Below are 18,204 nucleotides of genomic sequence, written 5' to 3'. Positions count from 1 at the left end.
GCTCGACGAACACGCGCAATCGTATCCACTCGCTTCAACTCCCCCTCCATCCGTCAGCAAAAGACGGATGGTCAGACGAAACAGGTGGGGGGTCAAAATTGGACGCCGGTCACCCCGCCAGGGGGGTCAATATTCCACGCCGAAACACACTTTGGCACTTTTCCTGAATTCCTGCCGTCTCAGGAACCCTACCATCAGTCTTCCTCGCCAGCTGAATCAGTCAAAATCGCCCGGATCTCGTCCGCCATCAGGAGCGTTTTCGGGTCCCTATTCAATGCTTTCAGCTCCAAGTCCGCCAAGTAGGGAACTTCAATCCCATAAGCTTTTAGCCTATCAAGTGCCTCCTCTCCCGAGATGGCGAGGCGCTTGAGGACGCGAGGTAGGCTCAAGGCGCCAACCGACCAGCCCTCTAGGGTGGTTCTCTCGTAGTCGGGGTGGCCTCTTTGGAATCGGCTTCGATCAGAGGTCCGGTAGATCTCAACCGCCTTTAGGATGCACGTGATCGCATCCTCATCGTTCATATAGCCAGCCTCGAAACCCGTATCGCCGGGCCAATATTCCTCGACCCACCATCTGGCCCCTTTGGTGCCGCTTTCGTTGCCTCCTGCTTCGAACCTCCAATAGCAACCACGAGCGCGGAAGTAGAAATGGACTTTGTCGAACTCCCCTTCCGCTTGGACAGGGCAATACCCAGCCAACTTATCCAACCTAAAATCCTCCGTCCTCTCCAAGCGCTCTCTCGTATTCGGATCCAACCGGAGGCGTTGCAAGTTAAACGGCCCGCCGTCCTCTGGTTCAAATTTGAACTCGAATCCAAGTTTGCGAACGCCTTCGAAGAGCTTATAGAGCCTCGCGTCGCCGACTGGGTGCCATGTGCTGTCTTCCACCACGAAGCCTTCTCGATCGGCAAGCCCCCTCGCATCGTCGATCTGTTGGGCAGATGCGCCCGTGAATGTAACCACGTAGGTGGGTGCGCCGTTGTCCCACTCAGTTCGCAGATTAATCGTCGCACTAGTCATCGCTATCTCCACCTTCCGTCACTGACGTCTCAACAACGTAACCAGGTCGAAAACCGCTCGTGTTCGCCTCTCCCGCATAGCCTTGCGGATTGCATAAGACCCTAGTCTCTCCCTCGAAATAATCGGTGAGGCGTGTGAACGTGGCCGTGCACCCAAAAGTGGGGCCGCCTCAAACGGATCATAGCGCCTAGCTCGGACGCAAAGGCCGCATTCGACACCTGCCCCTTGAAGCGAGGGTCAAGAGATCTTCGCGAGATAGCATGATGGGTAAGCACGAGAGTGGTGCCATCGAATGGCCTGACGAGTTCGCCGTTGATAAAACTCCGGCTCTCCCAATGACGCGACATCATCTCTTGCGGCGAGATCAGAGCGCTCTTGTCTCCAGGCCGTTCCCTGGAACGCAAGATAAATCGAAAGTCCAGCAGGTATCGCATGCAATCACGACTAGCCAACTCACGGCGCTCCTTTACCGGCAGATAGCCAAAGTCGTGATCTTCGATCTCAAAATCTGTCCACAACGTCGCCCCGATGACACGCAGGTCACCTTTGAAGTACGTCTCATTTTCGAGGACGTGGACGTTGGTTCCGGCCGTCCATTTCCGCGCATAGTCCAAAGCGCTGTCGATTGATGAACCATAGTAGTCATGATTTCCAAGGACGACGACGACTGGCATGTAAGGAGCGATCTCTGCATGCAGGAAATCGATAGAACGTTCGATACTGTTAGAGATGTCGCCGGCGCAAATGCAGATATCCGCCCGCGGGATGATCAGCTTCCGGCCGTGCAACAGGTCCGTCCGAGCTGTGTGAAGGTCACTAACGATCCACGCCTTCATTGCCGAACCTCCAGTTGGGCGTCAGATGCAGCGTTTTCGCCACGATCAGGTTGGTCTGGCGGGCTACTTCGCGTTCCTCGCTTAATCCCGACAGCTGGTGCGATATTGCCGACCGCGGCGCACAGCTCCTTGAACCGAGGGGCCGCAATGGAACCAGCCTCTTCCAGCTCTTTGGCAACAGCTAGAAGTGCGGCACGGCTTCCGGCTACGATTTGCTCCGCTCGGGCGAGCTCTTGCCGGAGGATTTTCTCCACGCGTGACATAGGCCACGAAGAACTAGGAGGACCGAAAGCGTGCCACGCCTCAGAACTAAAATGGTGAAGTCGAGTGCCCATCCCAAATTCCGTTTCCAGCTGCAACGCGACATTTGTAGCGACAGCAAGGTCACTGGTGGGGCCGATGCCGGCACCATTTCCGTGGCTCCCGAATACAACTCGCTCGGCGGCAACGCCTCCAAGGCAGAAGCAGATTTCGTCGAGAAGCCGCTGAACATTGCGCACCATGAGCGCGGGCGTAAAGAAGCGGGCCTCTCCGCCCGACTGCACAGCGAACCGCGGATTGACCTGCCTGGAGATCGAGAGGCCATCGAAATCTCCAATCTCAACAGCGTTTCCGACAATGGCGTGGCCCACCTCGTGGATTGCCACTCTATGACGGAAAACACCTTCGACTGGGACAAGAGGCGGAAGTCCTGACATGAGGTCGGAAAGCAGTAGAGAGCGATCTGACGTCTGGCCAGCTTTCTTGCGTCTCGAACCATTCGGGCTAGATCTGCCCCAGCCATCCCTTCCGTCGCTGGTCCCAGGAATTGGATGTCCGACGGCACATCATCCCCCAACATCTGGCCGACGATTGCTAGCCGGTCGGCTTCACTCGGCATCCCGATGGCAACGTGCCGGTCCAGTCTTCCAGGCCGACGAACCGCTGCATCAATCTTATCCGGGAAGTTTGTGGCGCCGATCACGACTAAACCGTCACGATTGGCCGATCCGTCCAATGCCTCCAACAATGCGTTCACGATCTGGATCGAATAAGAAGCGTATTCGCCTGAGAAGGTCTCTCTATTTCCGATCGAGTCGAGCTCGTCGAGCAGAAGAATTGTAGGCGCCATTTCGATGGCCAACGCAAAGTCGGAACGCATAGCCTTCAGCAAATCACCAAGATGACCTTTGGCCTGCCATTGGACAACCGACGTTGCAACAAAGTTGACGCCACAGAAACCGGCAAGAGCCCTGGCGAAAATGGTTTTCCCTACACCTGGCGGTCCGCTGAGGAGAAGTCCGCGATCAACATCGGACCATTTCAGCTGGCCGGTTCTCCATGCCTCCAAGTCTTTCGCGAGCTGCTCGCCCCACTCTTTCGCCAAACCGTATCCATGAAGTTCATCGAGGCGGAGAGTTCGTTCTACGAGCGGCCGCCTTTCTGAAGCATCGGGGGAAACGGTCTCTAGCCGCCGGATGGCGTCGGCGGCCGAGCTAGCCCGTCGAAGGGCCGTAAGCATGAGCTCCCATGGGAACTTCATTAAGTGTTTTGCCTGCTTGGCGGAGATCTTGAATTTCAGGACTTGCGAGCACGCCTCACGAAGGTCTTCCGCTCTGATTGGGTCGATGTCGATCACCTCGTCCAGCGCGACCGAAACGATGGCTGGCAGCGACTTGACTTCGGTGAGAACGATTGCCCGTTTCTTGTTCACACATTTCTCGGCGAACTCTGCTTTCACGCGCTCAGGCTTGTCGCTTGCACTAACCAACGCGTACCCAAGATTTTCCCAGCCACTTCGGTCGATGTCGCCGAACAGGTACGCCACTGCGCATGTCTTATAGTCTTCAGCCTTGCGCCCGGTCGGCACGCTTAGCGCAATGATGCCCCCGCCCCCGTCCCTAAATACCGGCCGCTTTTCGAGCGCTCGCTCGAACGTGAGGTAAAATACGTAGTGCTTGACTGAAGATCTGATCTTTTCACTGAGGGTGCCAACAGGCATAGCTCTTCCTCCACTGCTCAGGGGCAGCGTTAAAAACTTTGGAATTTTCGGGGAGGCTTAGTCGCGTGGACGACGAACTATCGTCTCCGGCCCGATAAGCCGTTCGTCGAGATCCATGGAAACAAAGCCATGAAGGACCATCGACGCCAATCCAGCCACCGGCTTTGTCTCACGGAAGGCTAACAGCGCTTCGGAAACCGGAAGACTTGAGAATTCGTCCAGCGCCGCCAACAATCTGATGCGATCGGCCAAGGCCGCTTCATGGCGGGCGTAGCGCAATAGATCCTTGGCGTTCTTCAGGCGAATAGGCGGCAACGCCGAACGATCGATGACCTCATATGCGATGCCTTCCTTGGTGGCGCTAGCGCCTGCCCATCTTGGCAAACCTTCTTCGCGATAGGCATCTACCAAAAATGTTCTTTCGGCACGCCGTACAATGAAGTCCGGTCGGTGTGTTTGATGCCCTTTCGACAGGGCTTGTGACTGACAAGACCAGGACAGAACGCCGTCATCGACGTCCAGGATGCATGCGATGTCGCGTGCTAATTGATCTCGGAATAACACCGGCCCGACGCACTTGATCGTACTGAGCGGGTAGAGAACTTGGATGGGATTTGACTGCGCATCAGAGCGCGTAGAAAGGATGCTCATCATGAACCCTCGAATAGACACAGTGACGTAACCCCTTGCGGGAAGTCAGTGAGCTATTCGTATGAGGGTGCGAGCAAGTTTGGTCATGCGAGAACAGATACAGAACAGTAGAGCGTCTGTCAACGGCGTATTCAAACATCAGGTTCGTCGTTTGCGTGAGCTGTTGCCGCCGATGAACGAAGCACATCATAATATGTATATCGCCTTGAGACCCCCTATCATGAAGTACTATTCTCCAAACGGCTCCCCCATCGTCGGCACCGCCGAGACCATACTCGCAACTGCCCGGATATCCGACATCGATCCCGTGACTGGTACACCTGTCTACGAGGGTGGAACTGAAATTCATTGGGACACGCAGGAAACCCGTCATCGCAACGGAAAAGTCCTGTTCGTTTGTGACGAAGGCCTCGAGTGGGAATTTGACGAACTCACTCAGTTATCACCAGATGACGAGCCTGTAATTTTCCCAGGTATTTAGAGGTCATCTCACGAAACGCGGTCGAGACCGCATTTTGTGGCTTTACAAATCGACAGAGCGCGGTTTCCATATTCTTACCGCGTTATCGTTTGAATAGATGTCCACTACCACGACTGTTAGCCAAACCGCCGAGCCTTTCGCTTTCTGGAAGAGCAGCGACTTCATCCACAAAGCGCTTGACCACGTTTACGATGCCGCTGACAACGATGTCCAGCAAGTTATTGATTGGCTTACCGAAAATGCAACGGTCGACGAAACACAGCCGATAGACGAGTGGTCACTCGCGCTGTCGAGCGCGGGTGTGCAGATAGAACGTTGCGGCATCGACCAATGGATTCAGGGGAACAGCCTGGACGGGCCGCACTACCTTTACCAGTTTTCGGCAGGCGACACTGTAGGCTGGCTTTTGGCAACAATTGAAGAGCACCGGGATTCTTTGCGCCGTGTTCTCGTGAACTACGCGATGCGGGATGTCGGATACCAGCAGACTTATCTGTCAAACTCGTTCATCGAAGCAATCGAACGCATTGACCGCAAAGATAACATCGCGAAGTTGGCAGCCGATGACGCAATACCCTGGTAGCTAGATATGGCAGCGTCAAACCCTGGAAAACGCCGCCAGGACCTTTGGCGGCAGTGTTTTGGTCACCGCTATGAAGAACTCGTCTTCGGCTTGCTCCTTGGTGTCATGCCACGTTGCCGGCACCTTCAGCGAACGACCGGTCCCGCGGATTTTTGCGCTCGCATTCCACTTTCCGGTCGCAGCATCGACGGAATAGACGACGCCCAATCTATGCAGCGCGACCTTCAAAAGCGATTTCAGCGGCTTCTTGAGCGAACCCTTGCTATGAAAGATAGCCATGTCCAGGCAGTAAGCCGTGTCGTTGCGAATGTCTTCTGGAGTGATCGCACTAATCTGCTGTTTTTTCATTTCATTCCTGCTGAAGCCGCGTCGATCGCCGGCACATTAAATAAGACTCAAACTTGCGCGTTGCCAGTCATGTCGCGAACGCGATGTCGTCCATGCCTGATGACGAATGCGATATGAAAATTCTGGTTGCAGCAGCTGTCGGCCGCAAGCGACGATCTAAGAAAGACGAAATCTATTCGTCGTCGAGGACGCCGCCTTCCATAAGGAAACGACGGCCTTTTGCTGAAGTCTCTTTTGTTAAAGAAACTCGGAAGAAATCACCATTCAACTGAACGCGAAGCTCTCCGGCATCGCGAAGCCTCTCAAGGAAATCGACAAGATCCTTGTTGTCAGCGTCAATCTGGAGGGTGTCTTTATGCGTCATTCTTCCAACGGCGATTTCTTTGAAGTTTCCTTATCACAGACCAAGAGGTCGCGAAAGCCGCGCATCATCCGACGTGGGGCTGTAATCAGGGCGGTCCGGGGATGGTTGATCCCCAAGCTATCGTGACGGTCCTGCACATGACGGTGTCCGCAGTTGAAGAGCTCTTCAGGATCGGCTTGTTGAAGGGGGGCCGTCGGCGCAAAAACACGACACGCCACGCCCGTCGCGCACATATCTCCGAGCTCATTGAGTTCAAGAAGCACTACATCTCCGCAACCGATGCCGCGGCGGAGTTTGGCCTGGCCAGCCCGAAATTGCTCGTCGAGGCTCTAACGGAAAGGGGCGTCCAGCCCGTCGTTCGGACCTTCAGAAATATCAGCTGCGTCTATCGTCGGCAGGATATCGAAAAGGCTATGTCCACTTAACTACTTCCGTGTTCGTTCAAAAAAGCTCGACTTTGTCGGGCTTTTTTTGTTTTTGTGTGCTGGGAATCGCGTTCTTCGGAAAGCGAGTTACGGAACATTTGGAATCTTGCTTGGAAAGTTGCGGCCTGCGCTCTAGCAAAATCAATGACTTATTTCTTATAAATGGAAATTAGTTAGGGGCGTCGACATTCGGCCGTGATACACAAGCAAGACAGTGCTCAAGAAAGACGGTCATGCGGTATCTTCGATCAGGGCCGCGGCGTCAGACCCAGGAACCGGGCGTTGCGCGCGGCAAAACGGTTGGTTTGCGATCCGGAGAAATCGCCGACCGGAATATCCGCGTCATCCTGGAGGCGATCCGCCGACATGGGCCGCTGACGCGGATGGAGCTTGGCCAGCACTCCGGACTGACCGGCCCGGGGATCACCAACATCCTTCGCCGCCTCGGCGAGGAGGGCCTCGTGACCTCGAACCGGCGCAATGGCGCGGGCGGCGGGGCGGCCGCTGCCGAATTCGCATTGCGCCCGGGTGGGGCCTTTTCGATCGGCGTCAGGATCCGCGAACGCCGCTGCGAAGCCGTGCTGATCGATCTCAGCGGCCAGGTGCATGACCGCGCCTATTTCCAGCCTGATCCAGCTGCCATCGTGACGTCCGTCCACAGCGCCATCAAGGAAATGATGGACCGCCATGCGGCCTTGCCGATCATCGGTGCAGGCATCGGCTCAAATATCTGGACGGACGAGCAGAACGAGGCGCTTGCTGCGCTCTCCGGACTTCCGAAGCCCGAGGTCGAAAACGAATGTACCGCCAGCCTGCTGGCCGAGCGCACGATCGGCAGCCCGGCAACAGTGGGCGGCCTCGCGATGATCATTCTCGATGAGGATGTCCAGGCCGGCTTCCTCGTCCGCGGCGCGCCCTATTCCGGCGTTCATGGCAGGGCGGGCGGCATTGGCGAAATGCTGACCGGTCCCGACAATGTCAGGCTGAACAGCGTGGCCGGGTTCGGCGCACTGCGCGCCGCTGTCGGCAGCGAGACATTTGCACGCGTTCTTGAGGATGGCGAGACCTCCCCGCCCGAACTCGCTCAGTGGATCCGCGATGCCGCAAGCCATCTGCTCGACCCGATCATCGCGATCGCCGGTTTCGTCGCCCCGAGCGTCATCATGATCGGCAGCGATCTGCCGCGGGCTACCATCGAGGCGCTGATCCATCAGCTGTCGGTCGAACGCCGCGATACCTCGAAGCGCCCGTTCCTGACGCCGTGGATCTCGCCGATGAAACCGGCCAGCTTCAGCGGCGGCGGCATTGCGCTCGGCGCGGCATTGCTGCCGTTCCTCAACACCCTGCTGCCGCCGGTTTCGGCCTGATCTATGCCAGCGCTTCGTCGCTATGGCTGAGATCGGAAGCCAACGCCTTGTCCAGAACCTTCTGGATATTGGCCGCCCGCCGGAACGACGGCTCCTGCGTCTTCCCGGCACGCACCGCCTGCACGAAACGCTGGTAGTTGGTCTCGACGGGATCGAAGCCGATATCGCGCCAGGTCGCTGTGTGCACATCCTCGCCAAGGCAGGCCCGCAGCGTCGATTTTCCGGTGTCATAGACCATCTCGATCGAGCCGGTCTCACCATAGACCCGCAGACGAAGCTGGTCCATCTGCCCCGCCGCCGTTCGCGTCGCCTGGATGGTGCCGATCGCCCCTGAGGTGAAATCGACATTCATCGTGAAGCTGTCATTGGCGTCGAGATCATATTCGCCGATCTTGTCGCCGGGCGCCTTGTTGAAGGTCTTCAACCTGGCGAAGACATGGGCGACGTCGAGCCCCGAACCGTAAGAGGCGAAATCGACGATGTGGATGCCGATATCGCCGAGCGCGCCGTTCGAGCCGTGCTTCTTGCTAAGCCGCCACAGCCATTTGCTCTCGCTCTTCCAGTCGCCCCAGTGGCGGCCGACCAGCCAGCTCTGCAGATGCGAGGCCTCGACATGCCTGACAGCGCCGATCTCGCCAGCCAGCACCATCTGCCTTCCCTTCTGGAGGGCCGGCGAATTGCGGTAGGTGAAATTCACCATACCGACCTTGCCCGATTTCTCGATCGCTTCGGTCATTTGCATCGCCTTGGTGGCATCCGTTGCGAGCGGTTTTTCGCAGAACACATGCTTGCCGGCGGCGATCGCCTGTAGCGTCGTCGGATGATGGATCCGGTCAGGGGTGACATTGGCGACAGCATCGAATTCGCCCCAGGCCAACGCCTCCTCAAGCGTGCTGAACTGCTTGGCTATGCCGTGTTCGGCGCAAAAAGCCGCCAGCCGCTCGGGCACGACATCGACACCGCCGACGACGCTGACCCCTTCGATCTCCTTGAACCGCGCAGCGTGCTGGTTCGCCATTCCGCCAGTGCCGAGAATGAGTAATCGCATCTTATCCTCCATAGATTTCAGGTTCGACCACCGCAGCGGCAGCCGGGCAAAACACATCCTTTGCGTGTTGCGATGCCGCAAGACGCCTGCTTGATCTCATGGAAATAGCGGTTTTAACCCGCCTAACTTGTGTTGAATGTCGCCAGCATCTCATTCCTCCCAAGTGCGGCTTGACATCAAATCAAAGTAACTTAATCTAATTAATGCAGCATGGAATTGAGGAGAGGTCAACTGACCACCAGGCTGTATCCGTTGAAAATGGGGAGGAGACCCATCATGAAGAGAGCGTTCGTCGGCGCATTGGCGCTGAGCACAATGTTATTTTCAGTGCCTGCCGCATTTGCCCAAGAACTGGCGACGAAGGACAGGATCGGCCTTGCCGATGCACCGAAGTCCCTTGTCGTTCGCCTGACAAACGACAGTCCCAACAATGCCGACGCAAAGATCGCCGAAGGCTACCAGAAACTCTTCGTCGATTTCATCAAGAAGCATCCCGACTGGAAGCTGCAGATGCAGTTCATGTCGGCCGATATCGGTACCGAACAGGCCAAGATGCTCGAGCAGGCCAAGGCCGGCAACGCGCCGGATTGCGCCGCGGTCGATTCCTTCGTGCTCTCGCAGTTCATGGTCAACCATGTGCTGGCGGATTTCACGCCATACTTCTCGAAGGAAGAAGTGGACGACCTCTTCCCCTTCATCCGCGAGGGCATCACCGACAAGGACAAGAGCGTCCGCGCCTGGTGGTGGGATACCGACCTGCGCGTTCTCTACCGCAACAAGTCGATCGTCGCTGATGCGCCCCAGACCTGGGACGACCTGAAAAAGGCCGGCATCACATCTGTCGGCGAAGGTATGGAAGGCATCCTCTTCAACGCCGGCCGTTATGAGGGCTCGACCTTCGACTGGCTCGCCAACTATTGGGCACTCGGCGGCAAACTGGTCGACGACACAGGCAAGCCGATCTTTGGTGAAGGCGAAAACAAGGAGAAGTTCCTCAAGGCGCTCAACTATTACAAAGACCTCGTCGATTCAGGTGCCGCACCGAAGCGCGTGACGACGATCGGTAACTATGACGACCTGAACGCGGCGGCTGCAGCCGGAACCACCGCCCTCTTCATCGGCGGCAACTGGCAATATGCACAGCTGAAGGCCACGCTCGACGACGACGAGTTCAAGAACTGGACCTTCTCGCCGATCCCCGGCCCGACCGCCGACCAGCGTTCGATCGGCACCGGTGGCTGGACGATCGCATCATTCGCCAAGGACAAGGACAAGGTCGAGATGTGCGCCAACCTTGCCCGCGAGGTCTATATGGGCCCGGCAAACGCTCTGCAGCAGCAGCTTCCTACGCGCAAGTCGCTGTTCACGAAGTATGATGTCTTCTCGACCGAAGCCAACAAGACCTTCGCCGACGCCCTGGTGAACGGTCAGGCGCGGCCGGGTGCACCGATCTATCCTGAGATCTCCAACCAGATCCAGATCATGATGGGTGACGTCCTCTCCGGCACCAAGAAGCCGGAAGAAGCACTGGACGGCGCGTTCAATGCGACGATGGAGGCTTACAAGCGTCTCTAGAGATTGTGATCGTGGCGGCGCCCGAAAATGGGCGCCGCCGGCATTCCCAAACCCGGACAGAGAAGCCCAATGAGCCCTATCGCCATCGAGGCCGTCAGCCCGCCTCACAGCAGATCGTTCATGCGCCGTTTCGCCGGGGCACCCTTGCCCTGGATCATGCCCGTGATCATCGTCATAGGCATCTTCTATCTTTACCCCGTCATCGACGTGTTCCGCCTGTCGTTCACCAACGCCACGCTGATCGGCGACAATCAGGATTATACGCTCGGCTCGATCTCCAATGCGCTGAGCTCGCCGCAGCTGCCTGATATCCTGTGGGCAACGCTGATCTTCGTCGGCGGCAGCGTTATCGGCCAGCAGATCCTCGGACTTGCCGTCGCGGTCGTCGTCGTTCGAGGCGAAAAGCGCGGCCTGTTCGGCACGACGATCCTGCGCACCACGGCGCTTGTCGCCTGGGTAGTCCCGGGTATCGCCGGCGGCATCATCTGGCAGATGCTGTTTTCCGAAGCGCCTTATGGCGCACTGAACAGCATCCTGAGAATGATGCACCTGCCTGCCGTCGCCTGGCTCTCGGATCCGTCGATCGCCCCTTGGTCGGCACTGATATCCAACATATGGCGCGGTGCCGCCTTCTCGATGGTCGTCATGTACGCGGCACTGAAGGCGATCGACCCGTCGCTCTACGAGGCGGCGGAAGTGGATGGCGCAACCGGATCGCAGCAGTTCTTCTTCGTTACCATTCCTCAGCTGCGCGCCGCGATCCTGGTCAACATGATCCTGATCACCATCATGACGCTCAATACCTTCGACGCGATCATCACGCTGACAGGTGGCGGTCCCGGCCGTGCGACGGAAGTGATCTCGCTTTACGTCTTCAATATAGTCTTCAGAAATTACGACCTGTCGGGCGGCAGCGTTCTCTCCGTGCTGATGCTGATCATCAGCCTCGGGCTCGCCTTCGTCTATGCGTCGTTCCTGCCCAAGGAGGAAGAGCAATGAGCGGGCGCACCGGCACGCGGTTCGGCGATTTTCTGAGCTATCTGTTCATGCTGGCGATGTTCGTTTTCTTCGCCGGCCCCCTCTCCTATCTGCTGTCGATGGCGATGCGCGACCGGCGCGAGATCTATCGCGGCGTCGCCCGCTACATCCCGCACAATCCGACGATGGAAAACTTCGTCGCCGTTCTCAACAACAGCTACTTCCCCCTTTACCTGTGGAACGGCCTGAAGCTGGCCGCCCTCAGCGGCCTCGGGGTGTTGATCGTGGCGCTGCCCGCGGCCTATGCCTTCTCGCGCTTCCACTTTCGCGGCAAGGGCCTGTCGATGATGGGGCTTCTGCTCTTCCAGATGATCTCGCCGCTTGTGATCATGGTGCCGCTCTACCGCTACATGAACAAGCTCGGCCTGCTCGACACGCATTTTGCCGTCGTCATGGTCTATATCGCGCTCGGGGTGCCGCTGGCGACCTGGCTGTTGAAGAGCACAGTCGATAGCATCCCGCGCAGTCTTGACGAGGCGGCGATGATCGATGGATGCAATCGCTTCTCGGTGTTCTGGCGGATCGTCCTGCCGCTCTCGGCGCCGGGCATCGCTTCGGTCTTCATCATCACCGTCATTGCCGGATGGTCGCAGTTCCTCGTGCCTTTTCTGCTGCTGACCCAAAACAATCTGATGCCGATCGGCGTCGGTATCTTTAACTTCCGCGGCATGCAGACCGACTCGTCGATCCAGCTGCTTGCCGCCGCCTGCCTGATCTCCGTCGTACCGGCGATCGTGGCCTTCCTGTCGCTCCAGAGACTGATCCTCGGCGCGATGACCAGCGGCGCAGTCAAGGGATGAGGCCGGTCTGATGCCGATGGAAGATGAAGGATCGCGACCATGAACCAGACCGCGGGCGTCAAGCTCTCCCCCGATCTCAGCGGGGCCAATGTCGAAGATGCAGGCGAGCATAACCGCGCCGTCGTGCTGCGCTGCATCCACCGGCAGGCCCCGATTTCGCGGGCGGAGATTGCAAGACAGACCGGCTTCACCAAGCCGGCCATCGCCCGCATCGTCGACCGGCTGCTGGACGAGGGCCTGATCATCGAGGCTCGGCGCCGCCACGGTTTGCGCGGACAGCCCGCCATCGAGCTCGAGATCAATCCGGACGCGTTCTTCGCCATCGGCATCAATATCGACCGCGATCACCTGACCATCCTTGCCGTCGACGCGGTCGGCAATGTGCGTGCCCGCGTGCATCACGAAAAGCGCTACATTCTGCCTGCCGAATTCATGCAGCTGTCGGCCGACGCGATATCACATTTTCAGCGCAGCCGCCTGATCGACGACGCACATCTCGCCGGTATCGGGCTAGCCATGCCCGATTGGCTGGGCGAGATTTCGTTTCCAGGCAAGCCTTCCGATTATTCCGAATGGCTGGAATTCGACGTGCGCACCGCGATTGAAGGCCTGACGCAGCACCCCGTCTTCATCGAGAACGAAACCAATGCCGCGGCACTGGCCGAACTCGACTATGGGCTCGGCGCCGAAAGCCGCAGCTTCCTCTACATCGCCATAAATGCCTGCCCCGGCGGCGGACTGGTGCTGGATGGCAATGGCCACCGCGGCGCCATGGGCCTCAGCGGCGAAATCGGCTGGCTGCCGATTGCCGATGGCAAGGACGAGCGCGCGCAGAAGGTACGGCTGCTCGGCGAGATCTTTTCCCTGTTCTGCCTCTACGAATTTTTGGCCGAACACGGCATCAAGGTCAGCGTGCCGCAGGATCTGCTGACGCTCGATACGCGCGGCAAACGGCTGGTCTCGCAATGGCTGCGGGAGATGAGCGCGCATCTTGCCGTGGCGGTCCGGCATATCGGCATGATCATCGATCCCGACGCCATCCTGGTCGGCGGGCGGCTGCCGATCCGCATGATCGACGAACTGCTGCGCTATGTGCATGAACATCTCGATGCGGCCGACGCCGCCCTGCCGTCGCTTCACCGCGCCTCGCTCGGCGACGATGCTTCGGCGATCGGTGCTGCGGCCATGCCAATGGCGGCAGCACTGATGCTGGCATCGGCGGACGAGGTTCAACGCACCCGCTCACCCCTGAAATACATGGATCGCCTGAACAACTAGAACAGCCGCCGCGGCGGCGCATGGGAGGATTTTGATGAAGATCGGTTTCTATACGTCGACGTTCAACGACCGGCCGCTGGAAGAAGTGGTCGACTTCGCCGCTTCCGCCGGTTTCGATGCCATCGAGATCGATGTCGGCGGACATATCAAGACGCCCGACAAGGTCCGCTCTGCCGTGGCGCTGGCCCGCGAGCGCGGCCTCTTCGTCTCCTCCATCACCTATTTCGGCAACCAGCTCGACGCCGACAATGCCAAGCGCAAGGATCTGCGCTCGCGCACCTCGGAGTTCGCCCAAGCGATCGGCGAGGCTGGTGTGCCAATCTTGGTGATCTTCCCGGGACGAAACGATGAAGGCAGCGACGAGGCCAATTACGACGACTTCGCAGCCTATACCAACGGCCTGATCGCCGAGACGGCGACAAGCGGACTCATTTTTGCGATCGAAAACTGGCCGGGACCGAAGGACAATTTCGTCGGCACGACGCCGAAGGGCTACGAGGAGCTGTTCAAGCGCATTCCAGACCGCCGCTTCGGGCTGGAATTCGACCCCTCGCACTTCCTGCGCATCGGCGTAGATCCCTATCAGGCGCTCGAGGACGTCAAGGACCGCATTGCCATCCTCCATGCCAAGGACACCGCGATCGATCCCGCCGTACAGCAGGCCGTCGGCTATCACGGCAAGGGCTGGTGGCAATACAAGCTGCCCGGCCTCGGCCTGCTCGACTGGACGAAATTCCTGCGACAGGCCGTGAGCTACGGTTTCGACGGCACGATCTCGATCGAGCATGAGGATGCCGCCTACGGCTGGCCGGGCAAGGACCTGGAGGCCCGCAAGGAGGGCGAGCGCGTTGGGCTCAGCTATCTCAGAAACACCTTGAACAAGCTCTGATCGCAGCCTGGGGAGGACGATAATGGCTCATGTTTCAGTCAATAATGCACGCAAGGACTACGGCGCGTTCAAGGCCATCAAGGGCGTCTCCGTCGATATCCGCGACGGCGAATTCGTCGTCCTCGTCGGCCCGTCCGGTTGCGGGAAGTCGACGCTGCTCAGGATGATCGCCGGGCTCGAAGGCATCACCGGGGGTGAAATCCAGATCGGCAAGCACATCGTCAACGAGCTTGCACCAAAGGACCGGGACATCGCCATGGTGTTCCAGAACTATGCGCTCTATCCGCATATGACCGTCGCCAAAAACATGGGCTTCTCGCTGCGGCTGAAGCGCATGCCGCGCGAAGAGATCGACAAGCGTGTCGGCAATGCCGCCAAGATCCTCGGGCTGGAGAGCCTGCTGGAGCGCTACCCGAAACAGCTCTCCGGCGGCCAGCGCCAGCGCGTTGCCATGGGCCGGGCAATCGTCCGCGACCCCGCCGTCTTCCTCTTCGACGAGCCGCTCTCCAATCTCGACGCCAAGCTGCGCGTCCAGATGCGCTCGGAGATCAAGGAGCTGCACCAGCGGCTGCAGACGACGACGATCTACGTCACCCACGACCAGATCGAGGCCATGACCATGGCCGACAAGATCGTCGTCATGAAGGACGGCCGCATCGAGCAGTCCGGTTCTCCGCTCGATCTCTACGACCGGCCCAACAACCTGTTCGTCGCGGGCTTCATAGGCTCGCCCGCCATGAACTTCATCAAGGGCAGCATGACGGATGTGGGTTTCCGCACCGAAGACGGCATTATCCTCCCAAGCGACCGCCGTCCGGGCGATGCGGTAACCTACGGCATCCGCCCTGAACATCTCCGGCTCGACCCCGATGGCATCGAGATCACCACCGTCGTCGTCGAGCCGACGGGGTCGGAAACGCTCGTCATCGCCAGACTTGGCACGCAGACCATCAGCTGCGTCTTCCGCGAGCGGATCAGGGCGGTGCCCGGCGATGTCTTGAAGGTCGCGCCCATTCATGATGCCGTTCATCTCTTCGATGAAGGCGAGCAGCGTATCGTCAGCGGCGAGGCCCGGCTCAACTGATAGGGCGTGACAAGCCGCCGATAATTTGCGAAGACGGCTGTGTTGAGAGACAGGGGCGTTCGCCGAAAGGCGGGCTGAGAAGTACCCTTCGAACCTGAACCAGATAATGCTGGCGGAGGGAGTCGCTCGAGGCCCTCCGCAGCGATTGCCCGGCCTCCCGCGTCTTGCCCCGCTCCAAAAGGGACGCAAGATGACGACTTCGAGATCACCCAGACAATTGCTGACCGCGCTGCGCGCCGCGCCACCACTTGTTCACTGCATCACCAACTACGTCGCGATGAACATCGCTGCCAATGTCGTGCTGGCGGCGGGCGCCTCGCCTGCCATGGTGCATGCAGAGGAGGAAGCCGGTGAGTTCGCGGCGATATCAGGGGCGCTGACGATCAACATCGGCACACTGTCGCCTGCATGGGTCAATGGCATGAAGCAGGCGGCGAAGGCGGCTGCCCGCAACGGAAAGCCCTGGGTTCTCGATCCGGTCGCCCACTACGCCACTGGTTTTCGCCGCGAAACGACGGCCGTGCTCCTCGACCTCAACCCAACGATCATCCGCGGCAATGCTTCGGAGATCATCGCGCTTGCCGGCAGCGAAAGCCGTGGCCAGGGCGTCGACAGCCGCGACCCCGTCGAGCAGGCGGAAGGTGCCGCCCGCAGCATTGCCGCCCAGTATGGTGCTGTCGTTGCGGTCACCGGTCCGATCGATTTCGTCACCGATGGCGCGCGTGCTGTCAGAATTGCCGGCGGCTCGGCCCTGATGCCGCAGATCACCGCGCTCGGCTGCTCGCTGACCTGCCTGACCGGGGCCTTCGCCGCCGTTGCGCCCGAGGAGACTTTCGATGCGACAGTCGCAGCGCTGGCAATGTTTGCCGTCGCCGGCGAACAGGCGGCGCTGGAAGCGAAAGGCCCCGGCTCCTTCTCCTGGCGTTTCCTTGATGCGCTCGCGGCAATCGACGGTCCGGGCCTCGATCAGGCGGCAAGGATCAGCGTGGCGTGAAGACCTTCGACCTCTCCCTCTATCTCGTCCTCGATCCGGATCTCTGTGCCGGATACGGGCTTGTCGAGACAACCCGCGCGGCCGTTGCCGGCGGGGCGACCATCGTGCAACTGCGCGACAAGATGGCGGACACCCGGCAAATGATCGAAACCGGCCGGGCTTTGCAGCGTGTGCTCACGGGCAGCAACGCGCTACTCATCGTCAACGACGATGTCGAGGCGGCGATCGCGCTCAATGCCGACGGACTGCATATCGGCCAGGACGATCTCGCAGCGATTGAAGCCCGCAACAAGATCGGGCCAGACATGATCCTCGGCCTGTCGGTCGAGACGCTTGAGCTTGCGGCAGCCGTCGATCCCGCCATCGTCGATTATGCCGGAATCGGCCCGGTCTTTGCCACCGCGACGAAGCCTGACCATAAACAACCGATCGGCCTGACGGGACTGGCAGACCTCGTCCGCGCCTGCCCGGTTCGCTCCGTGGCGATCGGCGGGCTGAAGACCGAGCATGTCGGCCCGGTGCTTGCCACCGGCGCCGAGGGCCTTGCGATCGTCTCGGCGATCTGCGGCCAGCCCGATCCGCAGGCGGCGACCGCAGCCATCGCAGCCAGCATCAGAAAGGCATGCTCATGATCCGCAACGTCCTCTCAATCGCCGGGTCCGACCCCTCGGGCGGCGCCGGCATCCAGGCCGATCTCAAGGCCTTCTCTGCACGCGGAACCTACGGCATGGCCGTCCTGACGGCGCTGACGGCGCAGAACACGACCGGCGTTTCCGCCGTGCAGACGGTCTCTCCGGACTTTGTCGCCGAGCAGATCCGCATGGTTTTCGCCGATGTGCGCGTCGATGCGGTGAAGATCGGCATGATCGCCAATGCCGCGATTGCCGAGGCGGTCGCCGACGCCCTGAAGCCGCATCGCGGCATTCCCATCGTGCTCGATCCCGTCATGATCGCCAAGGGCGGCGCCACCCTCCTCGACATTGCTGCGATCGGCGCGCTGACCACGCGTCTCCTGCCGCTCGCGACAATGCTGACCCCGAACTTGCCGGAGGCTGCCGCGCTGCTGGGCGAGCAACATGCGGAAAACCGCGATGCGATGCAGGATCAGGCGCGCAAGCTACTGGTGCTGGGTGCCAAGATGGTGCTGCTCAAGGGCGGGCATCTCGGTGGCGCCGACAGCCCCGATGTCCTGGCAAGCGCTGACCACATCACCTGGTTCGAGGCGCCCCGAGTTGCGACGAAGAATACCCATGGCACAGGCTGCACGCTGTCGAGCGCACTTGCCGCAGAGCTCGCCAAAGGCAAGTCGCCCGAGGCGGCGGTCGGCATTGCCAAACGCTATCTTGCCGATGCGGTTGCCGCCGCCGGTGAACTGACCGTCGGTTCCGGCCATGGCCCGGTGCAGCACTTTCATGCGCTGTGGGACAAGGTCGAGTTCTGAGA

At 59.5% G+C, this 18,204-nt stretch carries 20 protein-coding genes, 1 pseudogene and 1 riboswitch; of the genes and pseudogenes, 13 read left to right on the top strand and 8 right to left on the bottom strand.

The window, feature by feature from the left end; all coding sequences use genetic code 11:
* Nucleotides 1–194 precede the first annotated feature (194 nt).
* The 5 genes and pseudogenes from AB4Z25_RS17960 to AB4Z25_RS17940 all read right to left on the bottom strand — a co-directional run bounded on the left by AB4Z25_RS17960 (nt 195) and on the right by AB4Z25_RS17940 (nt 4,490).
* On the bottom strand, nt 195–1,019 hold the full coding sequence (locus AB4Z25_RS17960) for a hypothetical protein (protein ID WP_442208769.1): 825 nt from the start codon (nt 1,017–1,019) through the stop codon (nt 195–197).
* A gap of 101 nt (nt 1,020–1,120) precedes the next feature.
* Nucleotides 1,121–1,855 (bottom strand): metallophosphoesterase, encoded by a 735-nt coding sequence (locus AB4Z25_RS17955; protein ID WP_442208768.1) that lies wholly within the window; start codon nt 1,853–1,855, stop codon nt 1,121–1,123.
* A complete protein-coding gene (locus AB4Z25_RS17950; protein ID WP_442208790.1) occupies nt 1,852–2,553 on the bottom strand; it encodes a hypothetical protein in 702 nt (233 codons plus the stop codon). Before AB4Z25_RS17950 ends, AB4Z25_RS17955 begins: the two co-directional genes overlap by 4 nt.
* Nucleotides 2,554–2,795: 242 nt before the next feature.
* Nucleotides 2,796–3,356, bottom strand: a pseudogene (locus AB4Z25_RS17945) (ATP-binding protein); the annotation flags it as partial.
* A 537-nt stretch (nt 3,357–3,893) separates the two neighbouring features.
* Nucleotides 3,894–4,490 (bottom strand): hypothetical protein, encoded by a 597-nt coding sequence (locus AB4Z25_RS17940; protein ID WP_442208767.1) that lies wholly within the window; start codon nt 4,488–4,490, stop codon nt 3,894–3,896.
* Between the two features lie 82 nt (nt 4,491–4,572).
* Between AB4Z25_RS17940 and AB4Z25_RS17935 the strand changes: the two genes are divergently transcribed.
* Nucleotides 4,573–4,968: a hypothetical protein gene (locus AB4Z25_RS17935; RefSeq protein ID WP_442208766.1), complete on the top strand. Its 396-nt coding sequence runs from the start codon at nt 4,573–4,575 to the stop codon at nt 4,966–4,968.
* Between the two features lie 97 nt (nt 4,969–5,065).
* A complete protein-coding gene (locus AB4Z25_RS17930; protein WP_442208765.1) occupies nt 5,066–5,551 on the top strand; it encodes a hypothetical protein in 486 nt (161 codons plus the stop codon).
* Nucleotides 5,552–5,566: 15 nt separating this feature from the next.
* Here AB4Z25_RS17930 and AB4Z25_RS17925 read toward each other — a convergent pair whose 3' ends face one another.
* Together AB4Z25_RS17925 and AB4Z25_RS17920 are read right to left on the bottom strand one after the other, a co-directional pair.
* On the bottom strand, nt 5,567–5,899 hold the full coding sequence (locus AB4Z25_RS17925; RefSeq protein WP_442208764.1) for a hypothetical protein: 333 nt from the start codon (nt 5,897–5,899) through the stop codon (nt 5,567–5,569).
* Between the two features lie 172 nt (nt 5,900–6,071).
* Nucleotides 6,072–6,263 carry a hypothetical protein gene (locus AB4Z25_RS17920; protein WP_442208763.1) on the bottom strand — a complete coding sequence of 64 codons (192 nt, stop codon included), beginning with the start codon at nt 6,261–6,263 and terminating at the stop codon, nt 6,072–6,074.
* A gap of 101 nt (nt 6,264–6,364) precedes the next feature.
* Here AB4Z25_RS17920 and AB4Z25_RS17915 point away from each other — a divergent pair, with 101 nt between their 5' ends.
* Together AB4Z25_RS17915 and AB4Z25_RS17910 are read left to right on the top strand one after the other, a co-directional pair.
* Nucleotides 6,365–6,688 carry a hypothetical protein gene (locus AB4Z25_RS17915; protein ID WP_442208762.1) on the top strand — a complete coding sequence of 108 codons (324 nt, stop codon included), beginning with the start codon at nt 6,365–6,367 and terminating at the stop codon, nt 6,686–6,688.
* 233 nt (nt 6,689–6,921) lie between these two features.
* On the top strand, nt 6,922–8,055 hold the full coding sequence (locus AB4Z25_RS17910) for a winged helix-turn-helix transcriptional regulator (RefSeq protein WP_442208761.1): 1,134 nt from the start codon (nt 6,922–6,924) through the stop codon (nt 8,053–8,055).
* 1 nt (nt 8,056) lies between these two features.
* Here the strand turns inward: AB4Z25_RS17910 and AB4Z25_RS17905 are convergent, their stop codons facing one another.
* On the bottom strand, nt 8,057–9,103 hold the full coding sequence (locus tag AB4Z25_RS17905) for a Gfo/Idh/MocA family protein (protein WP_442208760.1): 1,047 nt from the start codon (nt 9,101–9,103) through the stop codon (nt 8,057–8,059).
* Between the two features lie 276 nt (nt 9,104–9,379).
* On the opposite strand from AB4Z25_RS17905, the gene AB4Z25_RS17900 reads away from it, so the two are divergent.
* The 9 genes from AB4Z25_RS17900 to thiD all read left to right on the top strand — a co-directional run bounded on the left by AB4Z25_RS17900 (nt 9,380) and on the right by thiD (nt 18,202).
* Nucleotides 9,380–10,678, top strand: coding sequence for an extracellular solute-binding protein (locus AB4Z25_RS17900; RefSeq protein WP_442208759.1), 1,299 nt, complete (start codon nt 9,380–9,382; stop codon nt 10,676–10,678).
* Between the two features lie 69 nt (nt 10,679–10,747).
* Complete coding sequence (locus AB4Z25_RS17895; RefSeq protein WP_112388396.1) at nt 10,748–11,677, top strand: carbohydrate ABC transporter permease; 930 nt, start codon at nt 10,748–10,750, stop codon at nt 11,675–11,677.
* Nucleotides 11,674–12,516, top strand: a complete 843-nt coding sequence (locus AB4Z25_RS17890; protein WP_112388397.1) for a carbohydrate ABC transporter permease — start codon at nt 11,674–11,676, stop codon at nt 12,514–12,516. Before AB4Z25_RS17895 ends, AB4Z25_RS17890 begins: the two co-directional genes overlap by 4 nt.
* Nucleotides 12,517–12,555: 39 nt before the next feature.
* The gene (locus AB4Z25_RS17885; protein WP_442208758.1) at nt 12,556–13,794 is read left to right on the top strand and encodes an ROK family transcriptional regulator; all 1,239 of its coding nucleotides are present in this window, start codon (nt 12,556–12,558) and stop codon (nt 13,792–13,794) included.
* A 34-nt stretch (nt 13,795–13,828) separates the two neighbouring features.
* Nucleotides 13,829–14,683, top strand: coding sequence for a sugar phosphate isomerase/epimerase family protein (locus AB4Z25_RS17880; RefSeq protein ID WP_442208757.1), 855 nt, complete (start codon nt 13,829–13,831; stop codon nt 14,681–14,683).
* 22 nt (nt 14,684–14,705) lie between these two features.
* Entirely contained in the window at nt 14,706–15,767 is a 1,062-nt protein-coding gene (locus AB4Z25_RS17875) for an ABC transporter ATP-binding protein (protein ID WP_442208756.1), read from the top strand.
* Nucleotides 15,768–15,808: 41 nt separating this feature from the next.
* A riboswitch (TPP riboswitch) is annotated at nt 15,809–15,905 on the top strand.
* A 52-nt stretch (nt 15,906–15,957) separates the two neighbouring features.
* Nucleotides 15,958–16,761, top strand: a complete 804-nt coding sequence (gene thiM, locus AB4Z25_RS17870) for a hydroxyethylthiazole kinase (RefSeq protein ID WP_442208755.1) — start codon at nt 15,958–15,960, stop codon at nt 16,759–16,761.
* The gene (thiE, locus tag AB4Z25_RS17865) at nt 16,758–17,393 is read left to right on the top strand and encodes a thiamine phosphate synthase (RefSeq protein WP_442208754.1); all 636 of its coding nucleotides are present in this window, start codon (nt 16,758–16,760) and stop codon (nt 17,391–17,393) included. Before thiM ends, thiE begins: the two co-directional genes overlap by 4 nt.
* Nucleotides 17,390–18,202: a bifunctional hydroxymethylpyrimidine kinase/phosphomethylpyrimidine kinase gene (gene thiD, locus AB4Z25_RS17860; RefSeq protein ID WP_442208753.1), complete on the top strand. Its 813-nt coding sequence runs from the start codon at nt 17,390–17,392 to the stop codon at nt 18,200–18,202. Before thiE ends, thiD begins: the two co-directional genes overlap by 4 nt.
* The last annotated feature ends 2 nt before the right edge of the window (nt 18,203–18,204 follow it).

Origin of the sequence: Rhizobium sp. RAF36 (genome assembly GCF_052114105.1) — a bacterium.
GTDB lineage: Bacteria > Pseudomonadota > Alphaproteobacteria > Rhizobiales > Rhizobiaceae > Rhizobium.
Note: the sequence above shows the minus strand (reverse complement) of the source record. Positions and strands in the feature narration are given on the sequence as shown.

Excerpts from the sequence above, each read along its gene's own strand:
- AB4Z25_RS17960 (WP_442208769.1), bottom strand. The coding sequence starts at position 1,019 with ATGACTAGTGCGACGATTAATCTGCGAACTGAGTGGGACAACGGCGCA.
- AB4Z25_RS17955 (WP_442208768.1), bottom strand. The coding sequence starts at position 1,855 with ATGAAGGCGTGGATCGTTAGTGACCTTCACACAGCTCGGACGGACCTG.
- AB4Z25_RS17950 (WP_442208790.1), bottom strand. The coding sequence starts at position 2,553 with ATGTCAGGACTTCCGCCTCTTGTCCCAGTCGAAGGTGTTTTCCGTCAT.
- AB4Z25_RS17940 (WP_442208767.1), bottom strand. The coding sequence starts at position 4,490 with ATGATGAGCATCCTTTCTACGCGCTCTGATGCGCAGTCAAATCCCATC.
- AB4Z25_RS17935 (WP_442208766.1), top strand. The coding sequence starts at position 4,573 with ATGCGAGAACAGATACAGAACAGTAGAGCGTCTGTCAACGGCGTATTC.
- AB4Z25_RS17930 (WP_442208765.1), top strand. The coding sequence starts at position 5,066 with ATGTCCACTACCACGACTGTTAGCCAAACCGCCGAGCCTTTCGCTTTC.
- AB4Z25_RS17925 (WP_442208764.1), bottom strand. The coding sequence starts at position 5,899 with ATGAAAAAACAGCAGATTAGTGCGATCACTCCAGAAGACATTCGCAAC.
- AB4Z25_RS17920 (WP_442208763.1), bottom strand. The coding sequence starts at position 6,263 with ATGACGCATAAAGACACCCTCCAGATTGACGCTGACAACAAGGATCTT.
- AB4Z25_RS17915 (WP_442208762.1), top strand. The coding sequence starts at position 6,365 with ATGGTTGATCCCCAAGCTATCGTGACGGTCCTGCACATGACGGTGTCC.
- AB4Z25_RS17910 (WP_442208761.1), top strand. The coding sequence starts at position 6,922 with ATGCGGTATCTTCGATCAGGGCCGCGGCGTCAGACCCAGGAACCGGGC.
- AB4Z25_RS17905 (WP_442208760.1), bottom strand. The coding sequence starts at position 9,103 with ATGCGATTACTCATTCTCGGCACTGGCGGAATGGCGAACCAGCACGCT.
- AB4Z25_RS17900 (WP_442208759.1), top strand. The coding sequence starts at position 9,380 with ATGAAGAGAGCGTTCGTCGGCGCATTGGCGCTGAGCACAATGTTATTT.
- AB4Z25_RS17895 (WP_112388396.1), top strand. The coding sequence starts at position 10,748 with ATGAGCCCTATCGCCATCGAGGCCGTCAGCCCGCCTCACAGCAGATCG.
- AB4Z25_RS17890 (WP_112388397.1), top strand. The coding sequence starts at position 11,674 with ATGAGCGGGCGCACCGGCACGCGGTTCGGCGATTTTCTGAGCTATCTG.
- AB4Z25_RS17885 (WP_442208758.1), top strand. The coding sequence starts at position 12,556 with ATGAACCAGACCGCGGGCGTCAAGCTCTCCCCCGATCTCAGCGGGGCC.
- AB4Z25_RS17880 (WP_442208757.1), top strand. The coding sequence starts at position 13,829 with ATGAAGATCGGTTTCTATACGTCGACGTTCAACGACCGGCCGCTGGAA.
- AB4Z25_RS17875 (WP_442208756.1), top strand. The coding sequence starts at position 14,706 with ATGGCTCATGTTTCAGTCAATAATGCACGCAAGGACTACGGCGCGTTC.
- thiM (WP_442208755.1), top strand. The coding sequence starts at position 15,958 with ATGACGACTTCGAGATCACCCAGACAATTGCTGACCGCGCTGCGCGCC.
- thiD (WP_442208753.1), top strand. The coding sequence starts at position 17,390 with ATGATCCGCAACGTCCTCTCAATCGCCGGGTCCGACCCCTCGGGCGGC.